Origin of the sequence: Nocardia sp. NRRL S-836, from assembly GCF_001279525.1 — a bacterium.
In the GTDB taxonomy this organism is placed as follows: domain Bacteria; phylum Actinomycetota; class Actinomycetes; order Mycobacteriales; family Pseudonocardiaceae; genus Lentzea.
In genome coordinates this window covers 233,209-249,910 of sequence record NZ_LGDY01000001.1, presented here as the reverse complement: position 1 = coordinate 249,910, position 16,702 = coordinate 233,209, and the positions used below count along the sequence as shown (strand labels likewise).

At 71.5% G+C, this 16,702-nt stretch carries 21 protein-coding genes; 12 read left to right on the top strand and 9 right to left on the bottom strand.

The annotated features are described in order from the left end of the window. Window positions 1-43 precede the first annotated feature (43 nt). Window positions 44-526, top strand: a complete 483-nt coding sequence (locus tag ADL03_RS01300; RefSeq protein WP_053731459.1) for a helix-turn-helix domain-containing protein — start codon at window positions 44-46, stop codon at window positions 524-526. Here the strand turns inward: ADL03_RS01300 and ADL03_RS01295 are convergent. From ADL03_RS01295 to ADL03_RS01270, 7 genes are all read right to left on the bottom strand, one after another. Further along, window positions 501-983 (bottom strand): PaaI family thioesterase, encoded by a 483-nt coding sequence (locus ADL03_RS01295; protein ID WP_082372777.1) that lies wholly within the window; start codon window positions 981-983, stop codon window positions 501-503. The two genes, ADL03_RS01300 and ADL03_RS01295, sit on opposite strands and share 26 nt — an antisense overlap. A gap of 2 nt (window positions 984-985) precedes the next feature. Beyond that, window positions 986-2,161: an acetyl-CoA C-acyltransferase gene (locus ADL03_RS01290; protein WP_053731458.1), complete on the bottom strand. Its 1,176-nt coding sequence runs from the start codon at window positions 2,159-2,161 to the stop codon at window positions 986-988. A 132-nt stretch (window positions 2,162-2,293) separates the two neighbouring features. Continuing rightward, window positions 2,294-3,031, bottom strand: a complete 738-nt coding sequence (ribD, locus tag ADL03_RS01285; RefSeq protein ID WP_197287972.1) for a bifunctional diaminohydroxyphosphoribosylaminopyrimidine deaminase/5-amino-6-(5-phosphoribosylamino)uracil reductase RibD — start codon at window positions 3,029-3,031, stop codon at window positions 2,294-2,296. After that, window positions 3,019-3,927 carry a hypothetical protein gene (locus tag ADL03_RS01280; protein ID WP_157527761.1) on the bottom strand — a complete coding sequence of 303 codons (909 nt, stop codon included), beginning with the start codon at window positions 3,925-3,927 and terminating at the stop codon, window positions 3,019-3,021. Before ADL03_RS01280 ends, ribD begins: the two co-directional genes overlap by 13 nt. Further along, on the bottom strand, window positions 3,924-4,223 hold the full coding sequence (locus ADL03_RS50635) for a helix-turn-helix transcriptional regulator (RefSeq protein ID WP_369808916.1): 300 nt from the start codon (window positions 4,221-4,223) through the stop codon (window positions 3,924-3,926). Before ADL03_RS50635 ends, ADL03_RS01280 begins: the two co-directional genes overlap by 4 nt. A 223-nt stretch (window positions 4,224-4,446) precedes the next feature. Beyond that, window positions 4,447-4,824, bottom strand: a complete 378-nt coding sequence (locus ADL03_RS48020; RefSeq protein ID WP_053731456.1) for a hypothetical protein — start codon at window positions 4,822-4,824, stop codon at window positions 4,447-4,449. A gap of 115 nt (window positions 4,825-4,939) precedes the next feature. Further along, complete coding sequence (locus ADL03_RS01270) at window positions 4,940-5,602, bottom strand: GntR family transcriptional regulator (protein ID WP_053731455.1); 663 nt, start codon at window positions 5,600-5,602, stop codon at window positions 4,940-4,942. Between the two features lie 68 nt (window positions 5,603-5,670). Here ADL03_RS01270 and ADL03_RS01265 point away from each other — a divergent pair, with 68 nt between their 5' ends. From ADL03_RS01265 to ADL03_RS01245, 5 genes are all read left to right on the top strand, one after another. Further along, on the top strand, window positions 5,671-6,900 hold the full coding sequence (locus ADL03_RS01265) for a sarcosine oxidase subunit beta family protein (RefSeq protein WP_053731454.1): 1,230 nt from the start codon (window positions 5,671-5,673) through the stop codon (window positions 6,898-6,900). 27 nt (window positions 6,901-6,927) lie between these two features. Further along, window positions 6,928-7,209 carry a sarcosine oxidase subunit delta gene (locus ADL03_RS01260; RefSeq protein WP_053731453.1) on the top strand — a complete coding sequence of 94 codons (282 nt, stop codon included), beginning with the start codon at window positions 6,928-6,930 and terminating at the stop codon, window positions 7,207-7,209. Beyond that, window positions 7,206-10,022, top strand: a complete 2,817-nt coding sequence (locus tag ADL03_RS01255) for a 2Fe-2S iron-sulfur cluster-binding protein (RefSeq protein WP_053731452.1) — start codon at window positions 7,206-7,208, stop codon at window positions 10,020-10,022. Before ADL03_RS01260 ends, ADL03_RS01255 begins: the two co-directional genes overlap by 4 nt. Beyond that, window positions 10,012-10,590: a sarcosine oxidase subunit gamma gene (locus ADL03_RS01250; protein ID WP_053731451.1), complete on the top strand. Its 579-nt coding sequence runs from the start codon at window positions 10,012-10,014 to the stop codon at window positions 10,588-10,590. The genes ADL03_RS01255 and ADL03_RS01250 overlap by 11 nt, the downstream gene beginning before the upstream one ends. 71 nt (window positions 10,591-10,661) lie before the next feature. After that, window positions 10,662-11,108 carry a hypothetical protein gene (locus tag ADL03_RS01245; RefSeq protein WP_053731450.1) on the top strand — a complete coding sequence of 149 codons (447 nt, stop codon included), beginning with the start codon at window positions 10,662-10,664 and terminating at the stop codon, window positions 11,106-11,108. A 6-nt stretch (window positions 11,109-11,114) separates the two neighbouring features. Here the strand turns inward: ADL03_RS01245 and ADL03_RS01240 are convergent, their stop codons facing one another. Together ADL03_RS01240 and ADL03_RS01235 are read right to left on the bottom strand one after the other, a co-directional pair. Continuing rightward, on the bottom strand, window positions 11,115-12,737 hold the full coding sequence (locus tag ADL03_RS01240; protein ID WP_053731449.1) for a RecQ family ATP-dependent DNA helicase: 1,623 nt from the start codon (window positions 12,735-12,737) through the stop codon (window positions 11,115-11,117). Then, window positions 12,734-13,495 carry an alpha/beta fold hydrolase gene (locus tag ADL03_RS01235; RefSeq protein ID WP_053731448.1) on the bottom strand — a complete coding sequence of 254 codons (762 nt, stop codon included), beginning with the start codon at window positions 13,493-13,495 and terminating at the stop codon, window positions 12,734-12,736. Before ADL03_RS01235 ends, ADL03_RS01240 begins: the two co-directional genes overlap by 4 nt. 183 nt (window positions 13,496-13,678) lie before the next feature. On the opposite strand from ADL03_RS01235, the gene ADL03_RS01230 reads away from it, so the two are divergent. Genes ADL03_RS01230 through ADL03_RS01210 form a run of 6 tightly spaced genes read left to right on the top strand, consistent with a single transcriptional unit; the run spans window position 13,679 to window position 16,701 of the window. Beyond that, the gene (locus ADL03_RS01230; protein ID WP_053731447.1) at window positions 13,679-14,476 is read left to right on the top strand and encodes a hypothetical protein; all 798 of its coding nucleotides are present in this window, start codon (window positions 13,679-13,681) and stop codon (window positions 14,474-14,476) included. Beyond that, window positions 14,463-14,870 (top strand): phage holin family protein, encoded by a 408-nt coding sequence (locus tag ADL03_RS01225; protein WP_053731446.1) that lies wholly within the window; start codon window positions 14,463-14,465, stop codon window positions 14,868-14,870. The genes ADL03_RS01230 and ADL03_RS01225 overlap by 14 nt, the downstream gene beginning before the upstream one ends. Further along, on the top strand, window positions 14,846-15,511 hold the full coding sequence (locus ADL03_RS01220; RefSeq protein ID WP_063798426.1) for a DUF3618 domain-containing protein: 666 nt from the start codon (window positions 14,846-14,848) through the stop codon (window positions 15,509-15,511). Before ADL03_RS01225 ends, ADL03_RS01220 begins: the two co-directional genes overlap by 25 nt. A 1-nt stretch (window position 15,512) precedes the next feature. Continuing rightward, complete coding sequence (locus tag ADL03_RS01215) at window positions 15,513-16,328, top strand: MBL fold metallo-hydrolase (RefSeq protein ID WP_053731444.1); 816 nt, start codon at window positions 15,513-15,515, stop codon at window positions 16,326-16,328. Continuing rightward, window positions 16,325-16,450, top strand: a complete 126-nt coding sequence (locus tag ADL03_RS50125) for a hypothetical protein (RefSeq protein ID WP_255353320.1) — start codon at window positions 16,325-16,327, stop codon at window positions 16,448-16,450. Before ADL03_RS01215 ends, ADL03_RS50125 begins: the two co-directional genes overlap by 4 nt. Beyond that, window positions 16,450-16,701, top strand: a complete 252-nt coding sequence (locus tag ADL03_RS01210; protein ID WP_053731443.1) for a hypothetical protein — start codon at window positions 16,450-16,452, stop codon at window positions 16,699-16,701. The genes ADL03_RS50125 and ADL03_RS01210 overlap by 1 nt, the downstream gene beginning before the upstream one ends. The last annotated feature ends 1 nt before the right edge of the window (window position 16,702 follow it).

The following is a 16,702-nucleotide window of genomic DNA, read 5'->3' as shown; positions in this document are numbered from 1 at the left end:
TAGCTGAGTATGCCCGACACTAGTCAGGTGTAGGCTGCCGCCCATGCCCATGCACATGAAGGGCCCGCTGGCCGCGCTGGACCGGTGGCAGCCGGACCGCTGCTCGATCGCGCTGGCGCTGGACGTCATCGGCACCAGATCGGCCGTGCTCCTGCTGCGCGAAGCGTTCTACGGCACCACGAGGTTCGACGGGTTCGTGCGGCGCGTGGGCATCACCGAGGCGGTCGCGGCCAAGCGGCTCAAGGAGCTCGTCGAGGCCGGCGTGCTGGAGAAGCGGCCGTACCGCGAACCGGGCGCGCGGACGCGCTACGAGTACGTGCTCACCGAGATGGGCGAGGCGCTGTTGCCGGTGATCGTGGCGCTGATGCAGTGGGGCGACACCTACCTGCGCGACGACGGGCCGTTGCAGGTCGTGTCGGCGCAGACCGGTGAGCCGGTGAGCGTGCGGATCGCCCCGTCCGGCACCGAGTCGCTCGGGCCGGAGGGGCTGGAGGTGCGGATCAACCGAGGAGCAGGCACGTCGTGACGGCGTGCGCGATCACCCGGCCCGAGCTGTCGGTGATGCGCCCTTCCGCGGTGGCGGTGCGGCGCCCGCTGGCCACGACCCGGCCCTCGCACGTCAGCGTGCCGCTGTCGAGCGTGGCCTGGCGGGTGAACTTGATCGTCAGGTCGAGCGAGGTGTACCCGGTGCCCGCCGGGAGCTTGCTGTGCACCGCGCAGCCCAGCGCCGTGTCGGCGAGCGTCGACAGGACGCCGCCGTGCACCGAGCCGATCGGGTTGTAGTGCCACTCCGCGGGCGTGAGCTCGAACCGCGCGTACCCGTCACCGATCTCGGCCATGGTCAGGCCGGTGGTCTCGGCGACCGGGGGAGCGGGCAGGTCGCCGCTGCCGATCTTCTTCAGGAACTCGGCGCCGTCCAGCTCGCTCGCCGCGCTCGCGAGCAGCCGCGGGTCGCTCCACGTGTAGGTGCGGGTCCGGTCCACGCTCAGATCCTCTCGATGATCGTCGCGTTGGCCAGGCCACCGGCCTCGCACATGACCTGCAGCCCGTAGCGGCCGCCGGTCTGTTCGAGGTTGTTCAGCAGCGTGGTCATCAGCCGGGCGCCGGAGCTGCCCAGCGGGTGACCGATGGCGATCGCGCCGCCGTTGACGTTGACCCTGGCCAGGTCCGCGCCGGTCTCCTCCTGCCACGCCAGCACGACCGGGGCGAACGCCTCGTTGACCTCGAAGACGTCGATGTCGCCGATCGTAAGCCCGGCGCGGGCGAGCACCTCGCGGGTCGCCGGGATGATGCCGGTGAGCATGAGGACCGGGTCGTCACCGGCGACGGCGAACGAGTGGATGCGGGCCCGCGGCCGCAGCCCGAGCCGTGCCGCCGCCTCCTCGCTCGTGACCAGCACGGCCGCCGCGCCGTCGTTGACCGGCGAGCTGTTGCCCGCGGTGATCCGCCAGTCCAGCTCGGCGAACCGCGCCTCCCAGTGCTCGTCGCGGAACGCCGGCCGCAACCCGGCCAGCACCTCGGCGGTGGTGTCCTGGCGGATCGTCTCGTCCACGGCCAGGTCGGTGACCGGCGTGACCTGGGAGTCGAAGAGCCCGTTCTTCCACGCCGTCGCGGCACGCCGGTGGGACTCGGCGGAGAACTCGTCGAGCTGCGCCCGCGAGAGCTTCCACCGGTGGGCGATCAGCTCAGCGCTGATGCCCTGCGGCACCAGGCCGTCCGGGTAGCGCGCGGCGACCTTCGTGCCGAGGAAGTCCCTGCCCAGGGTCTGCGACCCGATGGGGATCCGGCTCATCGACTCGACGCCGGAGGCGATCACCACGTCGTAGGCGCCCGCGAGCACGCCCTGCGCCGCGAAGTGCAGCGCCTGCTGACTCGACCCGCACTGCCGGTCGACCGTGACACCGGGGACCGACTCGGGGAACCCGGCGGCGAGCGCCGCCCACCGCGCGGTGTTGCCCGACTGCTCGCCGACCTGGCCGACGGCACCGCTGATCACGTCGTCGACGGCGGCCGGGTCGAGCCCGGTGCGGTCGACGAGCGCCTTGAGGACCGTGCTGTGCAGGTCCACGGGGTGGATCTCGGAGTACGCGCCACCGGGCTTGCCCTTGGCGAGCGGGGTGCGGACGGCGTCGATGACGACAGCCTGACTTGTGGAGACCATAGTCAGAACGCTACCCCCTGACTATGGCTGAGCCAAGTCAGCTTCGGTCACAACGTCGGCACCGGGTGTTCCGTACGACGAACGCCCGCCGGGAAGGCTCTCGGCGGGCGTTCGTCATCGAGGCCGGTCCGGCTACCTCACGGCTCGTGCCACCAGCCGGACGTCCGAGCCACTGCGTGCCACGTCGATCAGGTCGAGACGGAGGATGTCCGACATGCTGTGGATGCCCGCGTCCTCCAAGCCGCTCTTGCCCGCCCCGAGAAGCGCCGGGGCCACGTAGTTCACGACGCGGTCCACGAGGCCCTGCGCGATGAAGCTGCCGGCGAGCGTGGGGCCTCCCTCCAGGAACACGGCCCTGATGTCGCGGGCGAACAAGGCACGCATGACCTCGCCGAGATCGAGCCCTCGCTCCGCACGCGGCACGCGCAGAACCTCCACGACGCCGTCCAGGTGCGACGCGTCGGCATCATCGGCGACGATGATCAACGTGGGCGCGGCGCCGTTGCAGACGTTGGCGTCGGCGGGCGTCTTGGCGTTGCTGTCGATCACGACTCGCCACGGCTGGCGATCGGGGTTGGACACGATCGACAGGTTCAGGCGTGGATCGTCGTTGCCGCGCACCGCGAGGTTCGGGTTGTCGGCTTGCTGCGTGCCGGATCCGACCACCGTCGCGTGGCATCCGGCCCGCAGGAGGTGTACCTCGGCGCGGCTCTCCGCGCTGGTGATCCACTGGCTTGTGCCGTCCTCCGCGGCAATTCTGCCGTCGAGGGTGGCGGCGAACTTGTAGACGACGAATGGGCGTTGCTGTCCCTGGTTGACGGCTTCCCACTCGTCACGGCCGACCAGTTCGTCAACACTCAACGTGCCCACTCGGCTTCTCCTTCGGTGGCAACAGCTTCCAGGAATTCGTCGACACCAGCATACGACCGCCACGGTTGCATGCTCTCCGCGCTGCGGGCGAGTTCTTGGACCGTTCGGCGCGACCGCGTTTCGCGGGCGATCGCCAAAGCCGACATTCCGCTTTCGACCGCCGCATCCGGAACACCGGCCCGCACCGCAACCGAGGTGCGGCGCGCAAGGTGAAGTCCCCGTTCTCGATGGAACTCCTGCGGCCAATCACCGAGCACACGGTCATACTCTTCGAGGGCTGCGGAATACTTGCCGAGAGTGTTGAGGACCGCTGCACGTTGAACGGTCACATAGATCGGAGTGCAGTAGCCGGCGAGCGAATAGGGATCTTCCTCGCTCAGGCTCTTCCCGCTGAGCTCGTACGCGTCATCGAGATGCGAAAGCGCCGATCGTTCATCGCCGTCCAGGGCGGACGCGTGAGCCGCTTGCTGATGAACGGCAGCACGAACCCGGACGCTGCGCACCGATCTGTCGTAGCGAACGGACGAGTGCGCCAACGCGGCCGCCGCGCCGTCGTCGCTGACGAGCTGCGCCTGCTGGCTCATCCGCATCAGGAGGTAGGCCAGAAGATCAGAGCTTCCGGATGAGTGGGCCCATTCCAGTGCCTGACGCGACCACGACTTCCCGTCCTCGAACCTGCCGAGATCATCCGCCAGCCAGCCGCAGAACTCGGCGAAGAGCGCGCCGATCTCGAACAAACGGTCCCGGGTCTTGAGGTCGGCGCGACCGAAAAGACGCGCCACGTTGGAAACCTGCTCAACGGCGGACTGCACAAGGCTTCCCGAGCCGAGCAGGCTGTCCGCTGCAACGAGCGAGTCACGCAGATCGACAAAAGTGTCGACAACAGCGGGGTTCACCGCCCTGCCTCCTCCCTCGCCCAACGCGAGGAGGACGCCCATGCTGATTCCGCTCGAAAGGACGCTGCGCCGATCGATTCCGCCGCCAGTCGGAGTGGAACAGGAGCATCCGACAGCCCCGGAACCTCGGAAGCTGCCAGAATGTCACGGAGCCGCTGCGGGCTCACATCGAGCAGCTTGGCGAGTTTCGGCCAGAGATAGGCCTGCGGCCGTGATTTCCCGGCGTGCCAACGCTGAACGGACGCCCGGTCCACGCCTGGCTTTTCCGCCAGGCTCTCTTGCGTGTATCCCGCCATCCGCAGCGCATCGCCCAGCGCCGTTCGTCTTGCCATGGCTCCCAGTGTCTCACTGCGCCCGAATACCGCAAGAACCCTGTTTGCGCTGATCAGGCGGCCAAGTGTGGCTTTTGTGCGGCAAATTCTCCCCATGATCGGCCCGTCAGCCGGGGTGACAACCTCCGCGCACGGCGTTCCGCTCCCGTGGTGGGTAGTCCTCCGCTGGGACGTGTCGCGCCGCCCGTTATGGGTGCACCCAGCCGCACACTGTCCCCACCCGTGACCACAAGCGGCCGGTCACCACGATCCCCATCTCGTAGGCCGCGACGATCGCCTGCGCCCGGTCCCGCACCCCGAGCTTCGCGAACAGCTCCTGCGGGGTCAGCCGGTCGGCGCGTTCCGGGTGCACCGTGCCGGGGCGGTGCCGGGGGCCGCCGCGTGCACGGCGTCGGTGCCGTTGCTCGCTTCGCAGGTGCTCGTACAACGGCTCACCGGCGAGCACCGCCAGCGCCCCGGAGCGGTACACCGCGCTGTCGATGCCCGGCGGCCGCCCCGTCAGCCAGGCGATCAGTCCGAAGAGGACGAACGCCGCGGCGAGAAGCGTGGCACGGGTCTTGAGCACATCGAAACGCCAGGGACAAACCATCCGGCAGTCGTCGTACCCAGGCGCCCACCGCGTCCGCTACCGCGGTAGCGGGTCCGGCCGCGTACTACCGCGGTAGCACCCGGCGGCCGGGTCAGATCAGCGCCCGGATCGCCCGCTCGAACCCGGTGACGTGCTGGGCGGCCAGCTCGGCCGCCTTCTCGGTGTCACCCTCGACGATCGCGGTCAGCAGCGGCACGTGCTCGTCCACGTGACCGGCCATTCCGGACAGTCGCGGCAGGAACACGCACCAGATCCGGGTCGCCAGGTTGTCGTAGGACACCAGCGTGTCCTCCAGGAACGGGTTGTGCACGCACCGGTAGATCGCGCGGTGCACGCCCACGTCGTCGCGCAGCAGTGCCGTGTTGTCGCCCGGCCGGGTCGCGGTCTCCAGCTCGGACCGCAGCTCGGTCAGTGCGACGCGGTCCTGCGGCGTGGCGCGGTCGGCGGCGGACGCGGCGGCCAGCGGTTCGAGCGTGCGGCGGACCTCGGAGATGTGGGAGAGGTCGGAGATGTTCACGTCGGTGGCGAACGTGCCACGGCGCGGGTAGGCGACGACGAGCCGTTCCTGCTCCAGCCGCTTGAGGGCCTCGCGGATCGGGGTGCGGCCGACGCCCAGCTCGCCGCGCAGCCGCTCCTCGTTGATCGGCTCGCCAGGCTTGATCTCCAGCATCACCAGGCGGTCGCGCAGCACCGCGTACGCTCGTTCGGTCAGCGAGGCGGCGGCACCGGGTTCGTCGTTGACCCGTGTGTTCATGTGTCCTACGGTACGGCACAGACTGATATACCAGTAGTCGACCAGACGACCTCGCTGGAGGCGCGCCCGTGACCAGTCCGCCCGGAGCGCACCTGCCCGAGCACCCGGACTTCCTGTGGGAGGATCCGGAACCGAAGGCGTCCTACGACGTCGTGGTCGTCGGCGGGGGAGGGCACGGCCTGGCCACCGCCCACTACCTCGCGAAGGTGCACGGCATCACGAACGTGGCGGTGCTGGAGAAGGGCTGGCTGGCCGGCGGCAACATGGCCCGCAACACCACGATCATCCGGTCGAACTACCTGTGGGATGAGAGCTCCGGCATCTACGAGCACTCGCTGAAGCTCTGGGAGGGGCTGGAGGACGACCTCGGCTATCCGATCCTGTTCGACCAGCGCGGCGTGCTGAACCTCGCGCACAGCCTGCAGGACGTGCGCGACAGCGTGCGGCGGGTCAACGCCAACCGGCTCAACGGCATCGACGCGGAATGGGTGGACCCCGCCGGCGTCAAGGAGATCTGCCCGATCGTCAACGTCTCACCGGACGTGCGCTACCCGGTGCTGGGGGCGACCTACCAGCCGCGCGCGGGCATCGCGAAGCACGACTACGTGGCGTGGGGCTACGCACGGGCCGCGCACGCGATGGGCGTCGACCTGATCCAGAACTGCGAGGTCACGGGGCTGGAGACGGCGCACGGCCGGATCACCGCGGTGCGCACGAGCCGCGGCCGGATCGCCGCGGGCAAGGTCGCGCTGTGCGCGGCCGGCCACAGCTCGGTGCTGGCGGGGATGGTCGGCCTGCGGCTCCCGCTCGCCTCGCACCCGTTGCAGGCCCTGGTGTCCGAGCTGCTCGAACCCGTCCACCCGACCGTGGTGATGTCGAACGCCGTGCACGTCTACGTCTCCCAGGCGCACAAGGGCGAACTGGTCATGGGCGCGGGCATCGACAGCTACAACGGCTACGGCCAACGGGGTTCGTTCCACGTCATCGAACAGCAGATGGCCGCGGCATTGGAGCTGTTCCCGGTGTTCGCGCGGGCGCACCTGCTGCGCACGTGGGCGGGCATCGTGGACGTGAGCCCGGACGCCTCGCCGATCGTCGGCCTTACGCCGGTCGCCGGGCTGTACCTGAACTGCGGCTGGGGGACCGGCGGGTTCAAGGCCACGCCCGGTGTCGGCGACTGCTTCGCGCACACCATCGCCCACGACGAGCCACACCCGTACAACGCACCGTTCACCCTTGAACGCTTCACCACCGGCGCACTCGTCGACGAGCACGGCGCCGCTGCCGTGGCGCACTGAACCGCTCGACCACCTCAGGGAGCCGACATGCAACTCATCCCGTGTCCGTGGTGCGGGCCGCGTGAGGAAGCGGAGTTCCACTACGGCGGCCAGGCCCACGTCGCCCATCCGCAGGACCCGGCGGCGCTGAGCGACGAGGAATGGGCGCGGTACGTGTTCTTCCGCGACAACCCGAGCGGCCCGTTCGCCGAGCGCTGGAGCCACAGCGCCGGGTGCCGCCGCTGGTTCAACGCCGTGCGCGACACCCGCACCCACGACCTGCTCGCCGTCTACCGCGTGGGCGAGCCGATGCCGGAGGTGGCCCCATGACGTTCCGCATGGCCACCGGCGGTCTGGTCGACCGGAACACGGTGCTGCGCTTCACCTTCAACGGCCGGTCGTTCACCGGGCACCCCGGCGACACGCTCGCGTCGGCGTTGCTGGCCAACGGCGTGCACGAGATCGGCAGCAGCGTGAAGCTCGGCCGCCCGCGCGGGATCGTCGCAGCGGGGTCGGAGGACCCGACGTCGCTGGTGCAGGTCGAGACACCGTTCCCGGAGCCGATGCTGCTCGCGACCACCGTCGAGCTGTTCGACGGCCTGGTGGCCCGCGGTCTGTCCGGGCAGGGCCGGCTGGCGGCCGAACCGGACCCGGCGCGTTACGACGCCAAGCACGAGCACTGCGACGTGCTGGTGGTCGGCGCGGGACCGGCCGGTCTGGTGGCCGCGCTCACCGCTGCCCGCGGTGGCGCCCGCGTCGTGCTCGTGGACGAGCAGAACCAGGCCGGTGGCGCGTTGCTCGGTGCGGACGAGCACCTGGACGACCGGCCGGCCGCCCAGTGGGTCGCGGACGTCGTGGCGGAGCTGAAGAGCACGCCGGGTGTGCTGGTGCTGGAACGGACCACGGCGTTCGGCGTGTACCAGGACGGGTTCGTGCTCGCCCTGCAGAAGCGCACCGACCACCTCGGGTTCGCCGCACCGCCCGGCCGCACCCGCCAGCGGGTCTGGCGGATCAGGACCAGGCAGACCGTCCTCGCCACCGGCGCGCACGAACGTCCGGTGGCGTTCCCGGACAACGACCGGCCCGGGATCATGCTGGCCTCGGCCGCCCGCACTTTCCTGCACCGCTACGGCGTTCTGCCCGGCACGCGTGCGGTCGTGTTCACCACCAACGACAGCGCGTACTGCGCGGCGATCGACCTCGCCGAGTCCGGAGTGGACGTTCCGCTGCTCGTCGACGCCCGTCCCGAGGCACCCGCCCGGCTCGCCACCGAGTGCGCGGCACGCGGCATCGAGGTCCGCGCCGGGCAGCTGGTGACCGGCACCGAGGGCCAGGGACGTGTGACGGCGGTGCACGTCGGCGGCGACACGGTCGCGTGCGACACGCTGCTGGTGTCAGGTGGCTGGAACCCGGTGGTCAGCCTGTTCAGCCAGGCCCGCGGCGCACTGCGCTACGACGGCGAGCTCGGCGCGTTCGTGCCGGGCGCGGAACTGGAGACCGTGCGGGTCGCGGGCTCCGTGACCGGGGAACTGGACCTCGCGGCATGCGTGCGGCAGGGCCGTGACGCCGGTGCGTCGGCCGCGCTCGCCGCCGGGTTCACGCCACGCGGCCAGGTTCCGCTGCCCGCCTCGGACTCCCGCTGCACTCAGCGTTCCGGTCTCGTCCTGTGGCGCGTGCCCGGCGACGCGGACACCAGTTTCGTGGACCTGCAGCGGGACGCGACCGTCGCGGACGTCCTGCGCGCGACCGGTGCCGGCCTGCGGTCGCTGGAGCACGTCAAGCGCTACACGACCATCGGCACGGCGCACGACCAGGGCAAGACGTCCGGCATGATCGCGGCCGGTGTCGTCGCGGAGGCGCTGGGCGTCGACCTCGCCGACCAGCGGCCGACTACGTTCCGCCCGCCCTACACGCCCGTGTCGTTCGCCGCCCTGGCCGGCCGCAACCGCGGCGAGCTGCACGACCCGGTGCGCGTCACGGCGATCCACCCGTGGCACGTCGCGCACGGCGCGGTGTTCGAGAACGTCGGTCAGTGGAAGCGGCCCTGGTACTACCCGCGGCCCGGCGAGGACCTGCACACGGCCGTGCTGCGCGAATGCCGGGCCGCACGCGAGGGCGTCGCGCTGATGGACGGCTCGACGCTGGGCAAGATCGACGTGCAGGGCCGGGACGCGGGCACGTTCCTCGACCTGCTCTACACCAACGTGATGAGCACCTTGAAGGTCGGCCGGATCCGCTACGGCGTGCTGTGCGGCGTCGACGGGATGGTGATCGACGACGGCACCGTGATCCGTGTCGGCGAGCAGCGGTACCTGGTCACCACGACCACCGGCAACGCCGCGAAGGTCCTCGACTGGATGGAGGAGTGGCTGCAGACCGAGTGGCCGCACCTCGACGTGCAGTGCACCTCGGTCACCGACCACTGGGCCACGATCCCGCTGGTGGGGCCGAAGTCCAGGGAGGTGCTCGGCGCGGTGGCGCCCTCGCTCGACGTCGGCAACGCCGCGTTCGAGTTCATGACGTGGCAGGACACGGTCGTGGCGGGCGTTCCGGCGCGGGTGTGCCGGATCAGCTTCTCCGGTGAGCTGGCCTACGAGATCAACGTGACCGCGTGGCACGGGCTCGCCGTGTGGGAGGCGCTCGTGGCGGCGGGGGAGAGGTACGGGATCACGCCGTACGGCACCGAGACCATGCACGTGCTGCGCGCCGAGAAGGGCTACCCGATCATCGGCCAGGAGACCGATGCCACCGTCACCCCGCAGGACCTGGGGATGTCGTGGGTGGTGTCGAAGAAGAAGGCCGACTTCATCGGCAAGCGGTCGTTCGGCCGCGCGGAGAACACCCGGCCGGACCGCAAGCAGCTCGTCGGGTTGCTGCCCGTCGACCCGGCGGTGCTGCTGCCGGAGGGCGCGCAGGTCGTCGAGACCGACCGGCTGCCGCAACCGCCGGTCCGGATGCTCGGCCACGTCACCTCCAGCTACCCCAGCGCCGCACTGGGCCGCACGTTCGCCCTCGCCCTCGTGCGCTCGGGCCGAGACCGCGTCGGCGAGACCCTCTTCGTGCCGGTCGAGGACGCGCTCGTGCCGGTCACCGTCACCGGCCCCGTGCTCTACGACAAGGAGGGGACCCGTCGTGACGGCTGACCCGATCAGCCCCCTGTCCGGCTGGACCGACCGGCTGGCGGCGCTCGCACCCGCGCTGGACGTGGCCGAGCGGCCGTTCCGCACCCAGCTCACGGTGCGGACGTCCGATCCCGGTGCGCTGGCGGCCGCCCTGGGGGTCGAGTTCCCCGCGGCCGCGTGCACCTTCACCGCGGGCACCGGCCCGTTCGGTGCCGTGGAGGTGCTGTGGCTCGGGCCGGACGAGTTCCTCGTCGTGGCCGCACCCGACCGGCAGGTCCAGATCGAGGAGGTGTTGCGTGGCGCGCTCGGAGCCGCGCGGGGGTCCGTTGTGGACACTTCGGCTCAGCGCACGACCGTGGTCCTCCAAGGCCCGCGGGTCAGGGACGTGCTGGCTCACGGATGTGCCGTGGACCTGCACCCGGCTGCGGCTCCCGTCGGCACTTGCGTGCAGACGTTGCTCGCGCGGACGGGGATCGTGCTGCAGGTGACCGGTCCCGACCAGGTGACGCTGCTGGTGCGGTCGTCGTTCGCCGAGTACCTCGCCGCGTGGCTGAGCGACGCGTGCGTCGAGTACCTGCCGGTGCCGTGACCACCCGCAACGGCCCGATCGTGTGCGCCGGCCGGCGTTTCCGCCACGGGCGACCGGGGTAGGCACACCGCATGGCCGACAGTCCGAACAGCACAGAGACCTCCGTCCGCTGCCGCGCCGAGCAGACGGAGGTGACGCTCAGGTCCAGGACGGTGCTGCTGGACTTCACCGGTGAGTGCCGGCTCCGCGAGGACGGCGACGCGGTGCGGCTGACCGGGTTGCGGCTGTCCGCGGAGCTGCCCGACGCGGGCGGGCCCGAGGACGGCGGCACCGTCGTCCTGGAGCAGGAGGGCGAGTCCGGCACCGAGGGGCGTGAGGTGACCGTGCTGTTCACCGCGTCGGTGCGGCAACCCGGCGGCCAGGTCCGGCTCACGACCGAAGACCGGGCGCGCTGGACTGTGAGCACCGGCCCGCGGTTCGAACCGGCCGGCGACGAGGTCCGGCTGGTGCTGGCGGAGGCCCCGGACACCGTGGTGCTCTCCGTGCGCGGCCTGGCCCTGCGGGTGGACAACGCCTGACCGGGCCTACCCCGGCAGGCCCGAGGTGATCACGCCGGACTCCTCGACGGCGGCGAGCGAGAGCGTCTTGTACCCGACCTCGTCGAACAACACCATCAGCTTGTCGCCGTCCTGCTGCACGACCGTGCCGCGACCCCACATCTCGTGCTCCACCACGGAGTCCGGCCGGTGCTCGCTCGCCACCGCGTCGTCGTCCCGCACACCCTCGTCGCAGCGGTCGCAGTGCCCGCACGGTCCGTCGAGCTCCTGGCCGAAGTAGCCCAGCAGGAACCGCCGGCGGCACCCGCGCGTTCCCGCGTACTCGCGCATGACCTCGACCCGTGAGCGGTCCCGCTTCAGCTGCCGCTCCGCCTCCTCGGCGACCAGCGCGACCGCCTTCGCCGGCGTGGGCGCCCCGTCGGCGTACCGCACACCGTCCCGCGACACCTCCACGATTCCGGAGCTCTCCAGCAGGTTCACCGTGCCGGTGATCTTCCGGCGCGAGCGGTCCAGCCGCTTCGCCACGTCGGCGATCGCCGTCCCCGGCCGCCGCCGCACCAGGCCCGCCACCTCCCGCGCGCACTCCAGGTCCGCCTTGCGCGCGGTCAGGAACCGTTGCAGGGCGTGGTCCTCCGGGCGGTGGAACAGGACGATCTCCGCCGGCTCGCCGTCGCGGCCGGCCCGGCCGATCTCCTGGTAGTACGCGTCGAGCGAGCCGGGCGTGCCCGCGTGCACCACGAACCGCACGTCGGGCTTGTCGATGCCCATGCCGAACGCGGAGGTGGCCGCCACGACGTCGACCCGGTCGGCCATGAAGTCGTCCTGCACCCGCTTGCGGTCCGCGGCCTTCATGCCCGCGTGGAACGCCGCGGCCCGGACACCCCGGCCGGTCAGGTCCTCGGCGTAGCGCTCGGCGTCCTTGCGCGTCGCCACGTACAGCAGACCGGGCCCGGTGCGCTCGCTCACCCAGTCGAGCACGGCCCGCACGCGGTCGTCCTCGTCGGTGCCGAACCGCACGGCGAGGTGCAGGTTGGGCCGGTCGAACCCGGCGACGACCACCGCGGGGTCGCGCAGCCCCAGGTGCTCCACGACGTCGGTGCGGACCGGGCCGCTCGCGGTCGCCGTGAGCGCCAGCACGACCGGACGCCCCAGCCGCTCGACCACCTCCCGCAGCCGCAGGTAGTCGGGCCGGAAGTCGTGGCCCCACCCCGAGACGCAGTGGGCCTCGTCGACCACGAACAACGACGGCTCGCGCCGTTCCAGCCGGTCGAGCACGTCGGCGTTGGCGAGCTGTTCGGGGGAGAGGAACAGGTACTCCGTCTCACCCGCCTCGAACCGCTGCCAGGCCTCGTCGTTGGCCTCCCGCGACCGGGCCGAGTTGACGGCGGCAGCCGCCGGGGCGTCTGCGGCGCGCAGAGCGGCCACCTGGTCGCGTTGCAACGCCACCAACGGCGAGACCACGACCGTCGGACCGTCGAGCAGGATCGCCGGCACCTGGTAGATGGCGGACTTCCCGGCACCGGTGGGCATCACGACCAGCGTGTCGCGCCCGTCCAGCACGTGCCGCATGGCGCACAGCTGTTCCGGCCGCAGCTCGGTCCAGCCGAACACGTCCTCGGCCGTGCGCACCAACTCCGCGTGCGAGCTCATCCGGCGACCCGCAGGTCGTAGCGCTGGGCGGCCCACTCGGCGAGCCGGGGCCGCAGGGCGCGGTAGACGTCCGGGTCGAGCGCCATGCCGGTGTGCGTGCTGTGCACCTCCACGCACTCGGCCGACGGGTCGAGGCACAGCCGCCACGGCACGATGCCGTCCGACTGCGAGTACACCGACACGGCGGGCACGTCCAACGGCGCCGTGACGGCCCGCGTGTTGTCGTCGAAACATGTTCCGCTGAGGCAGTCGGTGCTCATCAGCCCCGGCACACCGGCCTGCGCCAGCAGCGCCAGCGCCTTCGCCGCGAGCAGGACCTGCGGATGCGCCCCCATCGGGTCGAGGATCGGGCTGCCCAGCATCACCAGGCCGGCCACCAGGTCGGGCCGGCGCGTGGCGGCCACCCTGACGATCCCGCCGCCGCGGCTCTGCCCGAGCAGCACCACCGGGCCGCCGGTGGCCTCGGCGTGTTCCTCCAGCCGCCGCTCCACCCGGTCGACCAGCTCCGACGTGCACCCGACGGTGAACCCGGTGCCCGCTCCGACCGGGACGTAACCCCGATCGCGCAGCCACGTCGTGGTGAACGTGAGGCTCAGGTCGTTCGCCCCGAATCCGGGCACCAGCACCACGCCCAGACCGGCACCCTCGTGGGGATCCGCGTCGCGCCAGACCCGGTCGCGCAGCAGGCGCGGAATGGTCAGTGCGGCGACGGCGACGTGTTCGCGTGCCAGCGAACGAAGGTGTCCAGCAGGGCTCATCGGTGTTCTCCACTCAGTTCGTGCGCGTGCGGAGGAGTTAGCCCAACCGGGCGTCCGCAAACAGGGACGGCGGTCACGTTCTCCGGTCCGGCCGGAACGAAGAAAGGGAAAAGGCCCCGTTTGCGCCCGGTTTCGCCGGGTAGCTCGTAGGCCAGGACACGACCAACAGCTGAGGAGTCAGCCGTGACCGAGAACCAGATGGGTGGAGTGCGCACGGCGGCCCGGGACGAAGGTTCCCAGGTCGCGCAGCACGCCAAGGAGGCGGCCGGCGAGGTCGGGGGCACCGTCAGGGACCAGGCGGCCCAGGTGACCCGGGAGGCCAAGGACCAGACCCGCCACGTCGTGAACGACGTGCGGGAGCGTGTTGCCGCGGAAGCGGAGCAGCAGGCCCAGCGGGTGTCGAAGCAGCTCGGCCGGATCGCCGACGAGCTGAGCGAGATGGTCGGCGGCGCACCGTCGGACTCGATGTCGGCCGGTGCGATCCAGAGCGCCGCGGACACGAGCCGCCAGGCCGCCCGGTTCCTCGACGAACGAGGAGCGCAGGGACTGCTCGACTCGGCACGGGACTACGCGCGGCGCAAGCCGGGCACGTTCCTGCTGGGTGCGGCGGTGGCCGGGTTCCTGGTCGGCCGGGTGGCGAAGAGCGCGACCGGCGGCGGCCAGAGCGCGTCGCGGCCGCAGGGCGGGGTCGTGCCGGTGACGTCGGAGCGTCCTGCCACCACGCCGGACTACAGCGCGACGCCGGACTACGGCGCGACGCCGGACTACAGCACGACGCCCGGTTACAGCGCGACGCCGGGTTACGACGAGACCCCGGCTCACCAGGCCGCTCCGGGCTACACCGAGCCCCAGGGCTACCCGGCGACGCCGGGCTACAGCACGACCCCGGGCTACGGTGCGACCGACGACTACGGCGCCCCGCTGACGCCGAGCGCGACGCCCGCGAAGCCCGCGGCGGGGGTGCCGCATGTCGAGCCCTGAGATCCCGCAGGTGCGCACCGAAGAGTCGCTCGGTGACCTGGTCAGCGAGCTCACCGGCGACCTGTCCAAGCTGATGCGCCAGGAGCTCGAGCTCGCCAAGGCGGAGCTCCGCCAGGAGGCGGGCAAGGCCGGCAAGGCGACCGGGATGCTCGCGGCCGCCGGGTTCGCCGGCTACCTGACCACCGTGCTGCTCAGCTTCGCGCTGGTCTTCGCACTCGGCGCGGTCATGCCGCTCGGGTGGGCCGCGTTGATCGTCGCTGTGCTGTGGGGCATCGCCGGTGCGGTCCTCTACTCCACCGGGCGGGCCAAGCTGCGCACCGTCAACCCGAAACCCGAACGCACCGTCGAAACGCTGAAGGAGGACGCGGAATGGGCGAAACACCCGACCAAATAAGGCGTGACATCGAGGTGACCCGCGCCGAACTGAGGGCGGACGCCAACCGGCTCGTCGACCACACCAGCCCGCGCCGCATCGCCCAACGGCAGGTGCGGGGCGTGCGCCGAGGACTGACCGCGATGAGGGACAGGGTGATGGGTACCGCCAGCGACACCGCCTACAGCGTGCGGAACCAGGGACAGGACGCCGGCAACGCCATCGCCGAGCGTGCCGGGCAGGCGGGCCAGGCCGTCGCCGACCGCGCCGAGCAGGCGGCGCAGGCGGTGCAGGAGGCCCCGCAGCGGGTCGCCCGCCAGACGCAGGGCAGCCCGCTCGCGGCCGGCCTGATCGCGTTCGGCACCGGCCTGCTGCTCGCGGCCGCGCTGCCCCGCACCGACGCCGAGCAGCAGGCGGTGCAGCAGCTCTCCGACAGCTTCGGCGACGCGCTCGAACCGGCCAAGCAGGCGTTGTCGGAGTCCGCGCAGCACCTCAAGGAGGACGTGCAGTCCTCGGTGAGCGACGCGGCCGGTGAGGTGAAGCAGGTCGCCACGGACGCGGCGCAGACCACGGCGGAGCACGCCAGGGACGCGGCGCAGGACGTCGGCGGGCACGCCCGTGAGTCCGGCCAGCGGGTGAGCGGCGAGGCCACGGGCCGGTGAGATGACCGGTTCGCTGCAGTTCGTCGGGAACGCCACCACGGTGCTCCGGTTCGGCCCGTTCACGCTCCTGACCGATCCCAACTTCCTCCACAGAGGACAGTGGACGCACATCGGCCAAGGCGTGGTCACGCGCAGGCTCGTCGATCCCGCAATGGAGATCGGCGACCTGCCCGAGCTGGACGCCGTGGTGCTGTCCCACCTGCACGGCGACCACTTCGACCGGGTGGCGAGCCGCGAGCTCGCCCGCGACCTGCCGGTGTTCACCACCCCGCACGCCGCGAAACGCCTGTCGCGCCGCGGTTTCCGGGAAACCGCGGCGCTGCGGACGTGGGAGACGGTGACGCTGACGCACGGCGCGGCGACGCTCTCGATCACCTCGCTGCCCGGCCGGCACGCGTTCGGCGCGGTCGGCCGCCTGCTGCCTCCCGTCATGGGCACCATGCTCGAGTACCGGGAGGCAGCGGGCGTGCGGCCGCTGCGGGTCTACCTCAGCGGCGACACCCTCGTGCACCCGGCGTTGCGCCAGATCAGCGAACGCTTCGACGGCATCGACCTCGCCGTGCTGCACCTGGGCGGCACCAAGGTGCTGGGCGTGCTGCTCACGATGGACGGCAGGCAGGGCGCCGACCTGGTGGAGCTGCTCGCCCCGCGCACCACGGTCCCCGTGCACTACGAGGAGTACGGGGTGATGAAGTCACCGCTGTCCGACTTCACCGCGGAGATCTCGCGGCGCGCGGCCGGGCTCGACGTCCAGGTCGTGCGCAGGGGAGACACCTTCACACTGCCGGCGCACGAGAACGACAGGAGGACGCCATGACCGATCCGAAGAGCGACGACGTCGAACGCGGCGCGGCGGAGGAGGCGAGTGACACCCCGCTGACGCCGACCGAGCGGGAGGCGTCGGAACGTCCGCCGAGCGACCCCGGCGAGGACCGCTGATGGCCGTCCCGGTGCAGGACCTCAGGCAGCTGCTCGACTCGGCCGAGCCGGGTGCGGCGCTGGTCCACGTCGAGGGCCGGTACGTCGTGGCGGGCAGCGCCGAGCTCGACACCCCGGAGCTGCGCGGCGCGCTGTCCGTGGTGACGAGGGAGGAGCTGCTGGAGCGTGCCGGTGGGCAGCCGGTCGCCGAACGCGACCTGGAGGAGATCGCCGCGGCACTGGCCGCCGCCGTGGACAACCGGGGAGGCTGAC

What these genes read in the sequence shown, in the direction of transcription:
- ADL03_RS50125 (WP_255353320.1), top strand. Translation starts at nt 16,325, where the DNA reads ATGACCGATCCGAAGAGCGACGACGTCGAACGCGGCGCGGCGGAGGAG.
- ADL03_RS01245 (WP_053731450.1), top strand. Translation starts at nt 10,662, where the DNA reads ATGGCCGACAGTCCGAACAGCACAGAGACCTCCGTCCGCTGCCGCGCC.
- ADL03_RS01240 (WP_053731449.1), bottom strand. Translation starts at nt 12,737, where the DNA reads ATGAGCTCGCACGCGGAGTTGGTGCGCACGGCCGAGGACGTGTTCGGC.
- ADL03_RS01220 (WP_063798426.1), top strand. Translation starts at nt 14,846, where the DNA reads ATGGGCGAAACACCCGACCAAATAAGGCGTGACATCGAGGTGACCCGC.
- ADL03_RS01260 (WP_053731453.1), top strand. Translation starts at nt 6,928, where the DNA reads ATGCAACTCATCCCGTGTCCGTGGTGCGGGCCGCGTGAGGAAGCGGAG.
- ADL03_RS01215 (WP_053731444.1), top strand. Translation starts at nt 15,513, where the DNA reads ATGACCGGTTCGCTGCAGTTCGTCGGGAACGCCACCACGGTGCTCCGG.
- ADL03_RS01225 (WP_053731446.1), top strand. Translation starts at nt 14,463, where the DNA reads ATGTCGAGCCCTGAGATCCCGCAGGTGCGCACCGAAGAGTCGCTCGGT.
- ADL03_RS01235 (WP_053731448.1), bottom strand. Translation starts at nt 13,495, where the DNA reads ATGAGCCCTGCTGGACACCTTCGTTCGCTGGCACGCGAACACGTCGCC.
- ADL03_RS50635 (WP_369808916.1), bottom strand. Translation starts at nt 4,223, where the DNA reads ATGGCGGGATACACGCAAGAGAGCCTGGCGGAAAAGCCAGGCGTGGAC.
- ADL03_RS01255 (WP_053731452.1), top strand. Translation starts at nt 7,206, where the DNA reads ATGACGTTCCGCATGGCCACCGGCGGTCTGGTCGACCGGAACACGGTG.
- ADL03_RS01270 (WP_053731455.1), bottom strand. Translation starts at nt 5,602, where the DNA reads ATGAACACACGGGTCAACGACGAACCCGGTGCCGCCGCCTCGCTGACC.
- ADL03_RS01300 (WP_053731459.1), top strand. Translation starts at nt 44, where the DNA reads ATGCCCATGCACATGAAGGGCCCGCTGGCCGCGCTGGACCGGTGGCAG.
- ADL03_RS01290 (WP_053731458.1), bottom strand. Translation starts at nt 2,161, where the DNA reads ATGGTCTCCACAAGTCAGGCTGTCGTCATCGACGCCGTCCGCACCCCG.
- ADL03_RS01210 (WP_053731443.1), top strand. Translation starts at nt 16,450, where the DNA reads ATGGCCGTCCCGGTGCAGGACCTCAGGCAGCTGCTCGACTCGGCCGAG.